Source organism: Lwoffella lincolnii, assembly GCF_002014765.1.
In the GTDB taxonomy this organism is placed as follows: domain Bacteria; phylum Pseudomonadota; class Gammaproteobacteria; order Pseudomonadales; family Moraxellaceae; genus Psychrobacter; species Psychrobacter lincolnii.
In genome coordinates, this window is record NZ_MUYT01000004.1 from 321620 (window position 1) to 336098 (window position 14479).

Annotated in this window: 13 protein-coding genes; 10 read left to right on the forward strand and 3 right to left on the reverse strand. The window is 42.2% G+C overall.

Features of this window, described 5'->3' with window-relative positions:
- Window positions 1–198: 198 nt before the first annotated feature.
- Both B0682_RS03655 and B0682_RS03660 read left to right on the forward strand, forming a co-directional pair.
- On the forward strand, window positions 199–1017 hold the full coding sequence (locus B0682_RS03655; protein ID WP_078307036.1) for a threonine/serine exporter family protein: 819 nt from the start codon (window positions 199–201) through the stop codon (window positions 1015–1017).
- Between the two features lie 26 nt (window positions 1018–1043).
- Complete coding sequence (locus B0682_RS03660) at window positions 1044–1496, forward strand: threonine/serine exporter family protein (RefSeq protein WP_078306709.1); 453 nt, start codon at window positions 1044–1046, stop codon at window positions 1494–1496.
- A gap of 64 nt (window positions 1497–1560) precedes the next feature.
- Here B0682_RS03660 and B0682_RS03665 read toward each other — a convergent pair whose 3' ends face one another.
- Together B0682_RS03665 and leuA are read right to left on the reverse strand one after the other, a co-directional pair.
- Window positions 1561–1911, reverse strand: coding sequence for a DUF4298 domain-containing protein (locus tag B0682_RS03665; RefSeq protein ID WP_240494839.1), 351 nt, complete (start codon window positions 1909–1911; stop codon window positions 1561–1563).
- Between the two features lie 40 nt (window positions 1912–1951).
- A complete protein-coding gene (gene leuA / locus B0682_RS03670) occupies window positions 1952–3724 on the reverse strand; it encodes a 2-isopropylmalate synthase (protein WP_078306711.1) in 1773 nt (590 codons plus the stop codon).
- Between the two features lie 273 nt (window positions 3725–3997).
- Between leuA and B0682_RS03675 the strand changes: the two genes are divergently transcribed.
- The 5 genes from B0682_RS03675 to accC all read left to right on the forward strand — a co-directional run bounded on the left by B0682_RS03675 (window position 3998) and on the right by accC (window position 8917).
- Window positions 3998–5440: an APC family permease gene (locus tag B0682_RS03675; RefSeq protein WP_078306712.1), complete on the forward strand. Its 1443-nt coding sequence runs from the start codon at window positions 3998–4000 to the stop codon at window positions 5438–5440.
- A 247-nt stretch (window positions 5441–5687) separates the two neighbouring features.
- Window positions 5688–6362 carry a hypothetical protein gene (locus tag B0682_RS03680; RefSeq protein WP_078306713.1) on the forward strand — a complete coding sequence of 225 codons (675 nt, stop codon included), beginning with the start codon at window positions 5688–5690 and terminating at the stop codon, window positions 6360–6362.
- A 10-nt stretch (window positions 6363–6372) separates the two neighbouring features.
- Window positions 6373–6927, forward strand: a complete 555-nt coding sequence (locus B0682_RS03685; protein WP_078306714.1) for a hypoxanthine-guanine phosphoribosyltransferase — start codon at window positions 6373–6375, stop codon at window positions 6925–6927.
- Between the two features lie 199 nt (window positions 6928–7126).
- A complete protein-coding gene (accB, locus tag B0682_RS03690; protein ID WP_078306715.1) occupies window positions 7127–7558 on the forward strand; it encodes an acetyl-CoA carboxylase biotin carboxyl carrier protein in 432 nt (143 codons plus the stop codon).
- A 12-nt stretch (window positions 7559–7570) separates the two neighbouring features.
- On the forward strand, window positions 7571–8917 hold the full coding sequence (gene accC, locus B0682_RS03695; protein ID WP_078306716.1) for an acetyl-CoA carboxylase biotin carboxylase subunit: 1347 nt from the start codon (window positions 7571–7573) through the stop codon (window positions 8915–8917).
- Between the two features lie 49 nt (window positions 8918–8966).
- On the opposite strand, the gene B0682_RS03700 is transcribed toward accC, so the two are convergent.
- Window positions 8967–9530: a hypothetical protein gene (locus tag B0682_RS03700; protein ID WP_143823256.1), complete on the reverse strand. Its 564-nt coding sequence runs from the start codon at window positions 9528–9530 to the stop codon at window positions 8967–8969.
- Between the two features lie 337 nt (window positions 9531–9867).
- Here B0682_RS03700 and B0682_RS03705 point away from each other — a divergent pair, with 337 nt between their 5' ends.
- The 3 genes from B0682_RS03705 to B0682_RS03715 all read left to right on the forward strand — a co-directional run bounded on the left by B0682_RS03705 (window position 9868) and on the right by B0682_RS03715 (window position 14444).
- A complete protein-coding gene (locus B0682_RS03705; protein WP_078306718.1) occupies window positions 9868–11370 on the forward strand; it encodes a type IV pilus assembly protein FimV in 1503 nt (500 codons plus the stop codon).
- 27 nt (window positions 11371–11397) lie between these two features.
- Window positions 11398–13152 (forward strand): FimV/HubP family polar landmark protein, encoded by a 1755-nt coding sequence (locus B0682_RS03710; RefSeq protein WP_078306719.1) that lies wholly within the window; start codon window positions 11398–11400, stop codon window positions 13150–13152.
- A 164-nt stretch (window positions 13153–13316) separates the two neighbouring features.
- The gene (locus B0682_RS03715) at window positions 13317–14444 is read left to right on the forward strand and encodes an asparaginase domain-containing protein (protein WP_240494840.1); all 1128 of its coding nucleotides are present in this window, start codon (window positions 13317–13319) and stop codon (window positions 14442–14444) included.
- Window positions 14445–14479: the final 35 nt, after the last annotated feature.

Genomic DNA, 14479 nt, shown 5'->3' on the forward strand with positions numbered 1-14479 from the left:
ATGGTGATGGATGGCGACATTTCAAGTGTCTTTATGTATCATAAGCATAAATAATCAGCATAAATCATTTTGAGCGAGTTTATCTTGAAACACTCAACCCCAACGCATTCAAATTTGCCCCAAACAACATTAGCGACAACCATGATTGGCAACAAAACAACTGCCAACAAGACAACTGCTCAAAACAAGCCAAAATCCATGCCCTATATGGCATACGAACAGCAACAACAAATCACTCGTTTGTGTGTCCGCTGTGGGTTGCTGCTAATGCAATATGGGGGTGAGTCTTTATTGGTAACGGATTTAAGCAAACGCTTGGGGCTGGCGTTGGGGGTAGGCAGTGTGGAATGTGCGTTGTCTTTTAATGCCATTACTCTGACGACGGTATACAATCAAAGGTGCATTACCACCACCCGAGACACCGTGAGCCAAGCCATCAATGTCAATATGCTGATACAAATTCAACGCATTGTCAGTCAAGCAGAACGTCAGCTGACACCTGATTTTAATGACAAAACCACTGACCATCTACAAGAACGCATCAGCCAAACCATCTTATGCTTTGATGAGCTTGACCACAAGGTGTATTCACCATGGTTGGTAACAACCTTTGTTGGGGGGTCGTGTGCCAGTTTTGCTCATCTCAATGGTGGTAATATTGCCATCACTGCCATCACGTTTGTGGCGGGTTTTTTGGCGATGGGTTGTCGGTTGATGCTCGCCCGCTGGCATTTTAATCCATTTATAGCGGTGATTATGACGGCTTTTGTGGCATCATTGATGGGGGCAAGCAGTTATTTTTTACCATTTACTGATGACCCTGCGGTGGCGGTGGCATCTAGCGTGTTGCTTCTTGTGCCAAGCTTTCCCATCATCAATGCGTTGTATGACATATTAAAGGGATTTATCAGCATGGGCATCGGTCGTTATGTGTATGCTTCTATGTTGACGCTATCGGCTTGTGTGGGCATTGTCATGGCATTATTGTTGCTTGGCTTGCCAAATTGGGGATTATAATAACAGATGATGGCAGGTAATTTATCATGACGTTTTTGACCGCTTTGATATTGGCATGTCTGATTACTTTGGGTTGGACATTAATGCTGAATGTCCCTAAATCTTTTATTGGGGTGTGTTTGCTACTGACAGTCAGTGGCTTTGGCACAAAGACGCTGTTGGTAAACCATGATGTGCATTTGGTGTTGGCGACATTTTGTGGGGCAATGGTGGCAAGTTTTTTGGGGGTGGCGGTGTCCAGGCGGTACATTCTACCGCCCAAGACGCTGATTATTCCAAGCATCATCTGTTTAATGCCCGGCATTGTGGCTTATAAGGCCATGATAAGCATGGTGCAGATTGGTTATGCTGGCTTTAGTATGGCGTTATTTGAACAGATGATGCGGTATTTTTTTGAAGCGATATTCGTCATTTCAGGCTTGGTATTGGGTTTGTCCATTCCCAGCATTGTGTTTTATCGCCGTCGTCCGATTGTGTAGTGAATTGTGTGGCTGGCTGTGTGTGGCTGATTAGTCATGATTAGTAATTGAGAATACTTATGGTTCATAATGCGTTTACCAATTGTTTAATCAATGCCCTTTGTGTTTGTTCAGCATCAATCAACACATTCCAAATGCCATCTTCACTTAAGACAGAATAACCTTTGGTTTTTGCTTGTTCGTTCACATAATCCAAATCTTGCTCACTGATGTCCCCATTTTGGTAAGCCAAACAAAGAGATTGATACTCTTTTTGATAAAATTCATCTAACCTAGCATGCTGTTTTTGCAATTGTTTGATTTGTTTGAGCATGATTTTAAGTTGTTGTGTTTGAGCCTGAATGTCATCATTTAATTGTTGCATTTCGATGAGTCGGTTTAACACAGTGTGATGTTGTTTAGAAGCATAAGACATAAGCATACCGTGAATAAAATAGGAAGTATAAAAAAAGTGATTATTGAGTGATTTGAGTCAGGGCTGATAACGCTCCTTTTAGCATGGCAGATACGGTACTGGTACAAGTACCAATGCCTGAGTAAATCTGTCCATCAATACTCAGCTGAATATACGCCACCGCATCTGCATTGGTTTTGTTTTCATCGCTGTTGTTGCCATCGTCCAGATGATTTTGGCTGATGGCGTGTTCGGAATAGTTGGTAACATGAATGGCTTTACTAAAATGCGTGCCAATACCATCAATGAATGACGACAGTGGGCCATTACCCGTGCCTTGAATGTCCACCACCGTGCCATTGATGTCCACTTGCCCAACAAAATGCACATCACCACCTTTATTACTGACGCTATAATCCAATAAACGCAACCGCTCTTGATGCAAATAAGTGCGTTTAAAAGCGGATAAAATTTCATCAATTTGCAACTCTCGAGCTTGTTTTTCAGCTTCAATTTGTACCACTTTACTAAAGTCAATTTGCATCCAACGAGGCAGATTAAAGCCAAATTCACGTTGTAGAATATACGCCACTCCGCCTTTGCCTGATTGGCTGTTGATGCGTACCACATCTTGGTAACCACGCCCAATGTGTGCAGGGTCAATGGGTAAATACGCCACGTCCCAGATGCCTTGCGTTTGTTCCAAGTGTTGCTCGTTATAATCCAATGATTTTTTAATCGCATCTTGATGTGAGCCACTAAAGGCGGTGAACACCAATTCACCAACATAAGGGTGGCGAGGATGCACAGGTAATTGATTACATTCGCTAACCACCTGAACAATTTCGCTGATGTTACTAAAGTCAAGTTCTGGGTCAACACCTTGACTATATAGATTCATGGCCATCACCAAGATGTCCATATTACCAGTGCGTTCACCATTACCAAGTAAGGTGCCTTCGATGCGGTCCGCCCCTGCCATCAACCCCAATTCACTGGCAGCGACTGCTGTACCACGGTCGTTGTGGGTGTGGAGACTGATGGTTACATACTCACGATGCTTAAGGTGACGACAAAAATACTCCACTTGGTCAGCAAAGACATTGGGTGTGGAGGCTTCTACCGTCCCAGGTAGGTTTAAAATCACTTGTTGTCCCTGCTCTGGTTGCCATATCTCACAGACCGCATCACAAACATCAATGGCAAAGTCGGTCTCAGTCTGGCTAAAGCTCTCTGGTGAGTATTCAAATATCCACTCTGTATCAGGATACTCTTTTGCCAAATCTTTAAGCATGGTTGCACCAAATAAGGCAATGTCTTTGATTTCTTGTTTGCTTTTTTGATATACCTTATCACGTTGGACCTTGCTGGTCGAGTTATAAACGTGAACAATGGCACGTTTTGCCCCTTGCAAAGACTCAAAGGTTCGGCGAATGAGATGCTCACGAGCCTGTACCAACACTTGCAACGTTACATCATCAGGCACATGCCCTTCTTCTATCAGTTTGCGAGTAAAATCATATTCTACTTGAGCGGCTGACGGAAAGCCGATTTCAATCTCTTTAAACCCAACATCAACCAGCAGTTTGAAGAATTTGAGTTTCTGCTCAATGGTCATGGGGTCAATTAAAGCTTGATTGCCATCACGCAAATCCACACTTGCCCAAATTGGGGCTTTGGTCAGCTGTTTGTCCGCCCAAGTGCGATCAGTCAGCTTGGGAGCAAAGGCAAATGGTTGATATTTACGATAATCAAAAGCGGTATTTTTTTGGGGTTTACGTTGCTTATCATTGATGGCATCAGTGGTCTTATTGACCGTGTCATTGGTGGTCATAATCAATCCTAAAAAGTGCTTAGTTTATGTAAGGTTTATATTAGCCATTATAATCATAAAAATCATAATAGCAAAAATGGCTGAGTAGACATTCGTAATTTACCTTTTAATTCATCAAGATAATGATATAAATTATCAATATTAAGATTAGGCTAGGCAAAATGCCCTAACATTAAAATTCCCCATATGATGGCATTTTAAACGGTTGCAAAATAAGGCTTAAACGGCTAATATTCGTCGCTGTTTTTTTTAAGTTTTTTTTGAGTTTGTGCCATGCCTGCCATCAACCCCCCCCATAACCAAACAGATAGCCACACAGATAACCACACAAATAGTGTCCAAATTACCCCCAAATATAATCTAATGACCGCACTTGCCATGTTGGTGGGCATTGTCATTGGGTCGGGCATTTTTTTTAAAGCAGACAACGTTTTGCAACACACGGGTGGCAGTGTCAGTCTTGGCATTGTGGTGTTTGTTTTAGCAGCCATCGCCATCATCTTTGGTTCATTGACCATCGCTCAGCTTGCCAGTCGCAGTGATAATCATGGTGGCATCATCGCTTATGCTGATGAATTTGTTGGCCCAGAATTTTCTACCATGGTGGGCTGGTTTCAGACTTTTTTGTATTTTCCCACCATCGGCGTGGTGGTGTCATGGGTGGTGGGCATCTTTTTATCGCTACTGCTTGGGATAGACAATGCCAGCCTTGAGCTACAAATGGTGATTGGGCTGGCATGGCTTATCATCAATTATATGATGAACGTGTTTTCTGCCAGTTGGGCAGGTAGGTTTCAAATATTATCGACCGTCATCAAGCTGATACCGTTATTTTGTATTGGCATACTCGCCTTTATTAAGGGTGACACCACCACCATGTTGCATACCGCTCAGCAAGTGGTTGCTAATGATGATGTCATGACGTCGGTATCCACATTAGCATGGCTTGGGGCAGTCGGGCCGATTGCGTTTACATTTGATGGTTGGATTGTTGCCACCAGCATTTCAGGTGAACTAAAAAATGCCAAACGCAACCTACCGATTGCGTTGATTGTTGCACCAATTTTGATTTTACTGGGCTATTTGATTTATTTTGTCGGAATTTCTGCCTATTTGGGAGCAGGTCAGTTGATGAGTATGGGTGATGCCAGTGTCGATGCGGTAACACAAGCCTTATTTGGGGCAACGGCAGGCAAGGTATTTTTGGCATTTGTGATAATCTCGGTGATGGGAACAGTCAACGGTCTGGTATTGGGTTTCATTCGTTTGCCCTATTCATTGGCGTTGGCAGGTCGCATTCCCTTAGCAAAAAGCTTATCCGTCATATCAGCAAAAACCCAACTGCCCAATAACTCAGCTTGGTTCACACTGGCGATTGCCCTATTTTGGTTTATGACACATTATATCACCATGAAAACAGGCATTTTAGGCAACATGGACATCTCAGAGATTGCCATTGTCGTAAGCTATGTGCTGTATGTGGTGCTTTATTTTGCGGTGATTAAGTTATGGCGACAAGGGGTGATAAAAAGCCTCTTTTTTGGTCTGATTGCCCCTATTTTGGCAACGCTTGGCTCGGTATTTGTGTTGTTCGGTGGGCTACAAAACCCAATGTTCTTGCCTGTGTGTGTGCCAATATGCGCGTTGGTGTTGGGCATGGCGTATGTCTATGGCAAACAAGCAAGCAAACAAACTAAAGTTAATGAACCTGCTTAACCTGCTTAAAAAGGTCGCTTTATTTTGGCAAAACGCCCAGCAAAACAAATCAAGTTGACGATTGACACAAAAGCCATTACTCTAAGGCGTATTAAGCAGCCATCACGTCTTGTTGTTGGCTTATTATTAATTTTTTATTAACCAATTTATAATATATTACTAACTTATTTAATCTGTTATTAACTGATAATTGGCTTATTTTAGCCCATTTATTTTATTTCACATTTTATGCCTTTAGAGACACTCCATGACTACCTACTTTGGATTTTTGCCCAGCGACCAGCTTAAAACTAAAATTGAAGAAATCCAACACATCATCGAAAACAACATAAAAACCGACTATTATCCCCACCGTGATGAAGTTACCAAACTCATCGCTCATGAACTGATTGATAACTTGCTCAATGATTTGGTTACCTTGATACAAGATCCAGAGCGAAAACACCGCCTTGAAAAAGTGGTCAAAACTGTCCATGGCACAGTTGATACCTTACTTGGCAGTATCTTAAGCAAGCAGAGCAATGATAAAGTCATCGACAGCTATCACTTTATGGTCAATCATAGCCTATTTACTGATAATGATGAACAGATGAGAGTGGGATATGAATTACCCCATGAAGACGCTCAACTTATCAATGATAACTTTAGCAAAATCCAAACCGCCATCACCCAAGCCAAACGCCCGCATACCTACCTACAGAACGCATCAGAAACCATCATCAATGCCACTTTGCACCATTATTTGCATGATTTTGGCCAAACCTTGCATTTAGGATTACTCAAACGAGGTGCCATTCCCATTGCAGAAACTGCCATTTCTAAAAGCGCTCAAATCGCCATTCATAAAATCATGCCTGACATGCCCCAAACAGCAACCGAACGCTTATATCATCACTATCAACAATTAATCGTCCAAAAATAAGGTTCACACCATGACCCAAATCAGCAACCAAGACATTGAAAAAACCTTACGTAATTCAGAATGTCTCATCAGTAGCATTGAGGTCGCCGCTGCTTATGAACGTCTGGCAGCCCAGCTTAATCTACATTATGTCGGTCTAAACCCCATTGTCATGGTGGTGATGAATGGTGGTCTGATACCAGCAGGACAACTGCTTACCCATCTTACCTTTTATCATCGCATGCACTACCTGCACGCCACACGCTACCGTAACAATGAAAGCACCAATGATTTGGTGTGGAAATACAAGCCTGATGTGGACATCACAGGGGAACACATTTTACTGATTGATGACATCTTCGATGAAGGCATCACCTTAAAAGCGGTGGTGGAAGAACTAAAACAAGAAAACCCAGCATCTATCAACTGCTGTGTGCTACTAAACAAACAACACAACCGTAAAGTGGCAGACTTTTCAGTTGACTTTGTGGGACTGGATGTGGCAGATCGATACGTCTATGGTTGTGGCATGGACTATCATGGCTATCTGCGTCATTTACCCGGAATTTATGCCATTAAAGAATGAATCACTTCAACAATAACACAACAACGCCATAGTTTATGGATAAAGACAGTTACATAAAAACAACTGTTCACTGAAATTTTAAAAGGTTTTGCTATGGGTGTGTTTGAAAATTTTTGTTACAATATCTGTCACATATTGGGTTAAATTAACTCACCACCATACATATGGTTACATATGGTATTGATAAAAAAAGGTCATTATGGACATCGAACACATTCGCCAATTAATTGATTTAATGGAAGAAAAAGACTTATTGACTTTAGAAGTCTGCTCTGGTGATGACAAAGTCAGTTTGACCCGTTATTACCAACCGATTGCGTCCACCATCAGTGCTGTTCCCACCGCCTTGCCAACATCATCTCAACCTCAAGAACCAAGCTCTGCCAAGCAATCAGGACACGTTGAAAACTCGCCCATGGTTGGCGTGTTCTACTCCGCCCCAAGTCCCAATGAGCCACCATTTGTCAAAGTGGGGCAAACTGTCCAAGCAGGTGATACTTTGGGCATCATTGAAGCGATGAAAATCATGAACCCACTTGAAGCCACACAAAGTGGTGTGATTGCTGAGATTTTGGTAGAAAATGGCGATGTGGTTCAGTTTGGTCAACCTGTGGTGCGATACCAGTCTTAATGGGCATTTATTATGATAAAAAAATTACTCATCGCTAATCGTGGCGAGATAGCCTTGCGTGTCGTCAGAGCGTGTAAACAGCTGGGAATCAAAACCGTTGGCGTGTATTCCACCGCCGATGCCAATCTTATGCACTTAAAATTTGTTGACGAAGCAGTCTGCATTGGCAAACCCAATGCCAATCACAGCTATCTAAATACCAATGTACTGCTGACTGCTGCTGAAATCACAGGAGCTGATGCCATTCACCCAGGTTATGGTTTTTTATCTGAAAATGCCGAATTTGCCGAACAAGTCGAAAATACAGGTCTGACCTTTGTCGGTCCACACCCTGACCATATCCGCCTAATGGGCAATAAAATCTCTGCCATTCATGCGATGAAACAAGCCAACGTACCAACTGTGCCAGGCTCTGTCGGAACAATCACCATACACAATGCCGAAGAGCAGGCCCAACAAATCGGTTTTCCATTACTCATTAAAGCCGCTGCTGGAGGTGGTGGACGTGGCATGCGTATTGTCGAACGCTTTGACCAACTCATCGGACAAGTACAAGCTGCCAAGCAAGAAGCTGAGGTCAGTTTTGGTGACGACAGCGTGTATATGGAACGGTTTTTACAAAACCCACGCCATGTGGAAGTGCAAGTGTTGGGAGATGGCAACGGCAATGCCATTCATCTATATGACCGAGACTGTTCACTACAACGCCGTCATCAAAAGGTGCTAGAAGAAGCACCTGCCCCTGACATTCCAGATGACATTCGTGAGCCGATACTCCAAGCTTGTGTTCGAGCTTGTCAGCAGATTGGCTATCGGGGGGCAGGCACATTTGAATTTTTGTATGAAAATGGCGAATTTTTCTTTATTGAGATGAACACCCGTGTTCAAGTTGAACATCCTGTTACCGAGATGATTACAGGCGTGGATATTGTGGTTGAGCAGTTGCGTGTGGCATCTGGTTTGGGGCTGTCTTATCGTCAAAGCGAGATAGACATTCGTGGACATGCCATTGAGTGTCGCATTAATGCTGAAGACCCCCACACCTTTATGCCATCACCAGGGCAAGTGGGGCGATTTTTTGCTCCCAGTGGTGCAGGTGTGCGTTTTGATTCGCACCTTTATCCACACTACACCATTCCTTCTTTTTATGATTCCTTGATTGGTAAACTCATTTGTCATGCCCCTACTCGTCAGCAAGCCATCAGCAAATGTGTCCATGCTTTAGATGAATTAATTATTGAAGGCATCAAAACCAACATTCCACTGCATCGAGATGTGATTTTGGCAGATAAAAACTTTAAAAAAGAAGCACAGAACATTCACCATTTAGAAAAGCATTTGTTAAATAAGTCAGGTTAAATGACGTGTTAAATGGCGTAGGTTAAACAAATTACGGTTAAAAAAGCATTTAAGGCAACACTCTTTCAAAACGAATGTGGCATTTCTCACCCAGTTTATCACCACACCACTGCATGGTGTTGCCATCTTCTTTAATATAGGCGATGACTTGCTCACCAGTTTGGTCAACTTGATTGCCCGAGCAATCCACTTCATTGTTATCATAGATGGTTTTTAATATCAATATTGGCAATCCCTCTTCATGCGTTAGCACCACATAGTTGCCATAAGTCACTTCATTGGCACTGCTTGTCCGCATAAAATTATCCCTATCAAAGGCATATAACTCCCGACAGATTTTGCTGGGTTTTTGCCATGTGGCAATGCGACCGTCATGATTATTATGACCATCAATCGTTTTATCAGGAATCTTGATGTCATTGTCCATGCTGTCATTGGTTCTGCTGATGTTTGCATTGGCATGGATTTTAGCCACTTTATCATCTTGTTCATCTAATACTGCTTGCCATTGCCCTGCTATTTTAGGCAAAATATATGTATTTTCTTTAGTTAAATGAGTGCCAGAGCCACTGATTCCTGCATTTAATAAGGCAGCCAGTGTTAAAGACGTCATGCTTATTGTTTCCATACCATTTCCTTAAAATACCAATACTAGCCAACGTAAAACAAGCCAATGTAAAATAAATCAAACACAACACAAAAAGAAACTTTAATAAGAGAACCATCATAGCACTTTCATGGCATTTTGATGACCAAAACAGCTTAACTTTTTGTTGTTTATTTTCGTTATTTGTGGGCTTCTCTGTATTTTTTGGCACATATTAGCGATTTTTATCTTATCTTTTGTTGTCATCAATGAAAGAAACTGGCAATAAAGCCATATTTTTGATATAAATGACACATTATTGTGGCTGTTTTTTTCCAAAACTTATTTTAATTAAGGGATTGTCATGGCTTGGCAACAGATTTCGACACAAAAAACCTTACTTTCTTCTGCGATGACCTTTATGCTTATCGGCAGTGCTGGTATTAGCCATGCGGTGACGGTCGGCTCAACACAAATCAACTCCGCCCAATACGAACCACTGAATGCGGTTATTGAAATTAAAGACATTAACCCTGATGACTTTTCTGCCAAAATTGCAGACAACCGAGTCTTTGAGCAGATGGGGCTAGAAAACAGCAACCGTTTGAATGTGAATTTTGTACGAACATCAGACTCCTCGGGCAAATTGGTCATCACCTCTGCCAGACCTGTGCAAAACCCATATCAAAACATTGTTTTAGACTTGAGTGAAAGGGGGCAAAATACCTTTTTGCCAAAAACTTTATTGGTAGCAACCAATGATGTCAAACAACTTAATATAAAACAAGCCAAAACACAAGTGGACATACAGGCAGACATGTCTGATGTGTCCACACATCATAACCAATATAATAACCAGTATGATGATTACCAAGTTACCAATGCCAGCCAAGTCAATTTGCCAATCAGCCATGTTCCAGCTGATAGTAACTTTGATGGTAACATGGTTCTTGATGATAACGTTGTTTTTAATGATAACATAGTTGCCAGCAGTGATTCAGCTTTAAATGCTGGTACAGCCAAACACACGCTAAAAGATGATGCGTCATTATTGGCATCAAACACAACATCAAACACAACATTGGCATCAAATCGTACCCATTCTTTTACGACTTTAGATGAGCCACCAATCGGTGAATTGGCATCAGACCATATCCTACTCAATGCTCTTGGTGTGGACACAACTGATATGACAGGCGCAGCGACTGACACAGTGATGGCACAGTCTCAGCCTCAACCGACAGCATCATCAACTGACTCACTGGTTGATGCCAATGATCCTGAAACTCATCATCGCAAAACCTATGTCGTGCAACGCAATGATAATCTATGGATGATTTCTAACAACATTGCCAAACGCAACAATGTCAGCGTTTATCAAGTGATGAAACAAATCCAACAGGACAATCCTGATGCCTTTATCGACGGTAAAGCCAGTCGCATCATTGCCAATGCACAGATTATCTTACCTGATTATGAGTTTATCCCCAGTCAAAACAGCTTAGAAAAAGCATTGGCGGCAAAACGAGAACAGCTTGCTAATGAACAAACCGCTTCTGGTGGCAAAAAATCCAGCACCACTTCTTCAACCACTAAGAAACGTTATCAAGCTAAAAATACAGCCAAAGCTGCCAACCGTGTGGCACTGGTTGCTCCCAGCATCACCAACCAATCAGCCAGCAGTTCAAACAATGCTCCTTCCACAGACCTTGTTGGTCGTTTAAAAAACACTCGCCAATCAACCGCCAGTACGGTGCGTTCGGTCAATGGATTGAATCATAAATTTAGCGACTATGCCAAAAAGCTTGAAGTACAAAATGAAAAAATTGCTCAGCTTGAAGCCAAGCTAAAAGAGCTTAAACAATAAATATTGACATATAAAATAGGAATTATTATGGAAAACATCGCTCTTATTGCCATTGTGGTTTTAATCATTATTCTGGCACTGGTTTTTATGTTGATGCGTCGCAATCAAGCTGATGCTGATGTGTTCGAAGATGAACCACTTCTACCATCAAAGACAGAACACACCGATTCTGCCATGGCAAATCAGCCAACACCCATGGATTTAGCCGAGCAAAACGTGCCATCGCCACAGTTTGGCGTGGTGGCTAAACAGTTGATGGCACAACAGCGTTTTGACGATGCTGAAGCCGAATTACTTAGGGGCATACACTCCCAACCTAACAATACTCAGCTTAAACTTGATTTACTCAATTTATATGCCCAGACCTCCAACATCAACAAGTTCAATCAGACATATGCTCAAGTTCAACAATCTGGTGATACTGGCATCATCAGTGAAGCCAAACACCTTAAATCTTTAATAGACGCAGAGATACAAACACGCCATCAATCTGAGTCTAAACCTGAGCCATCAGTCCAATCTGTCACATCAGATGATGACACACCTTTAGATTTTAATGCTGGTAATATTGATAATGCCCTTGACTTTGGCAACGAGCAACCTGTGGCACAACAGCCCATGGCACAAACCACGGTGGCACAAACAAGTGACGATGCGTTTAACGACAATGCGTTTAGCTTAGAAGATTTAGAAGCCGATTTATTAGACACCACGTCTACTTTAGATTTAGACACCAATGATGATGCAGGCTTAACTGGTGATGACGACTTAACATTTGATTTAGATGACAGCAAGCCCACATCTGATCAAATCACATCACCTACCACAGCTGAGAATGATGGTTTGGATTTTGATTTTGGCATAGAAAGCACAGAAGAAGACCACGCCACTGCCACTCAATCAGACCAACCCAGCCTACAGACGGACACAAACGATGATTTAACCGTTCTAACTGACACTCTAGACACATCAGATGATTTGTCATTTGACTTATCAGAAGATGATGTTGTGTCTGACAATCTTGTGTCTGATGTTGAATCTGCTGATTTAAGCTTTGATATTGAATCTGATTTTGACTTGAACACAGAAGTTGATGCCACTGAATCTGCCGTTGTCCGAGATGCAAATATTCAAGATGCAAATGAAGTGGTTGTGAATGATGTTAGTGAAATCAGTGCTGATGCCCTGACAACTGACCAAGGTAACGAAGATGATTCATCATTAGATGACTCTTTGGACTTTGATTTAGGCAGTTTAGATGATGATGCTTCTAAAGTTGCCTCTGATTCGCCCACCACACATCTTGATGACACAACAGAACTTAGCAATGAGTTTGACTTAAGTGATTTTGGACTTGATGATGATCTGATAACACAAGATGATTCGTCCCAGCCAAGCCAACCGCTAAATCAGCAACCCCAACAACCAAGCCAACAAGACAGCGATGATCGACAAGCGTTTGACTTGGGCATGGATTTAGATTTTGATACGGCTGATATTTCACCCGTTCAATCTGATGTTAAAGCTCAAGAGCCTAGCATCAGTGATTTAACACCCACAGACCATGATGCCAATGTGGCATCAGATAAGTCAAATTTAGTGGATTTATCTGAACTTGATGTGTCTGACTTGGATAACGCACAAATCACCATGGATTTGGCTGGGCAATATATTGAGCTTGGTGAGTATGACAGTGCTCGTCGGCTGTTAAATGAGATTACTCAATCTGCCAATGAACCGTATTTAAATCAAGCCAAAGAGCTGTTGGCACAAATCAACTAACCACTGTTGGTCTGGTATGGCCATAACCACGATTGTGGCACTACCAGACCATGATTAAAGTAAAAAATTAGGCACGCTTAAGTCTGTGCCTTTTTTTATTATGGTGGTTGTTATTATGGTGATTGTTTATGAAAAATTTTATTCGATGATTACTGGTGTCATTCATGAAAAAACCTTTGTCTTCTTCCATCAGTCATATTGACGTTATCTATGCTGGAGGCACATTTGGTAGCTTTGGGCAACCGCTTGCTCCTTTATCCGCCAAGGCATTTTTACCAATACTCCATCAAATCATGCCAAATACCACAGACATCACGTTAAACATGGTTGACAATTCGCTAATCAAAGACAGCAGTCAATTTGATGTTCCAGACTTTCTCACGTTTTATCGCCTGATATTAAAGCATTATGCTCAAGGACAGCGGTATTTCTTACTCATCACAGGCACAGATACCTTAAGCTATTTGGGGGCTTTTTTGGCAGAAGCTTTTGCAAATTCTGACATACGTTTGGTATTAACCGCCAGTATGCGGCCGCTACTCGACCCCACACGACTGACAGATTATGTCATCAATCCCCAATCTGATGCCAAGGATAACTTTCACTTGGCAATCGGACAACTGCTTAAAGATAAAGCAGGGGTCTATGTTGCCATTGGCAACGATGTCTGGCCTGCTCAAACAGTGCAAAAACTGCACAGTCATGACATGTTGGCTTTTAGTGGTCATCAAAAGGTGGGCTATCCTGCCAGCAGTTATCAAGACCGATTAAGTCAGACAACAAAGACCATGTGGCTAGAACAGCATCATCAATCAAACATTGGCAAAATCAACCACAACCACAATGGTCAGTCATCACTCTTAAAAAAGCCATGCTGTGTGCAAGTTATCTATGCCCTACCCAGCCATATTGATGACCATGCTGATGAACATATGAATATCCATGCCAGCCAGTTAAGGCACATCATCACCCAAGCGGAAAAAAACAACACACCAACGGCTGTGATTTTAATGAGCTATGGTGAAGGTAATTTTCCAAAGTCACATGCCATGCAGACGATGTTAAATCTTGCTTATCAAGCAGGCATCATGGTGATAAATAGCAGTCAAGCTTTGCTGGGCGGTGTCAGTGATAATTATGCCGCTGGCAGTTGGTTGGCTGATTGTCATGTCATCAGTGGTGGTCGTCTGACACTACCAGCCATTTATGCTCGCCTTTTATGGTTGCTGTTGACCTGCGACTCGCCCAAACGTCGTCGCCAACGTTGGCAACACACGGTCAGTCAAGTTTAATCACCGTCAGTTAAATTTCATAAAAGGCCAGCAAT

Excerpts from the sequence above, each read along its gene's own strand:
- accC (WP_078306716.1), top strand. The coding sequence starts at position 7,571 with ATGATAAAAAAATTACTCATCGCTAATCGTGGCGAGATAGCCTTGCGT.
- B0682_RS03705 (WP_078306718.1), top strand. The coding sequence starts at position 9,868 with ATGGCTTGGCAACAGATTTCGACACAAAAAACCTTACTTTCTTCTGCG.
- leuA (WP_078306711.1), bottom strand. The coding sequence starts at position 3,724 with ATGACCACCAATGACACGGTCAATAAGACCACTGATGCCATCAATGAT.
- accB (WP_078306715.1), top strand. The coding sequence starts at position 7,127 with ATGGACATCGAACACATTCGCCAATTAATTGATTTAATGGAAGAAAAA.
- B0682_RS03660 (WP_078306709.1), top strand. The coding sequence starts at position 1,044 with ATGACGTTTTTGACCGCTTTGATATTGGCATGTCTGATTACTTTGGGT.
- B0682_RS03655 (WP_078307036.1), top strand. The coding sequence starts at position 199 with ATGCCCTATATGGCATACGAACAGCAACAACAAATCACTCGTTTGTGT.
- B0682_RS03700 (WP_143823256.1), bottom strand. The coding sequence starts at position 9,530 with ATGACGTCTTTAACACTGGCTGCCTTATTAAATGCAGGAATCAGTGGC.
- B0682_RS03665 (WP_240494839.1), bottom strand. The coding sequence starts at position 1,911 with ATGTCTTATGCTTCTAAACAACATCACACTGTGTTAAACCGACTCATC.
- B0682_RS03710 (WP_078306719.1), top strand. The coding sequence starts at position 11,398 with ATGGAAAACATCGCTCTTATTGCCATTGTGGTTTTAATCATTATTCTG.
- B0682_RS03685 (WP_078306714.1), top strand. The coding sequence starts at position 6,373 with ATGACCCAAATCAGCAACCAAGACATTGAAAAAACCTTACGTAATTCA.
- B0682_RS03680 (WP_078306713.1), top strand. The coding sequence starts at position 5,688 with ATGACTACCTACTTTGGATTTTTGCCCAGCGACCAGCTTAAAACTAAA.
- B0682_RS03715 (WP_240494840.1), top strand. The coding sequence starts at position 13,317 with ATGAAAAAACCTTTGTCTTCTTCCATCAGTCATATTGACGTTATCTAT.
- B0682_RS03675 (WP_078306712.1), top strand. The coding sequence starts at position 3,998 with ATGCCTGCCATCAACCCCCCCCATAACCAAACAGATAGCCACACAGAT.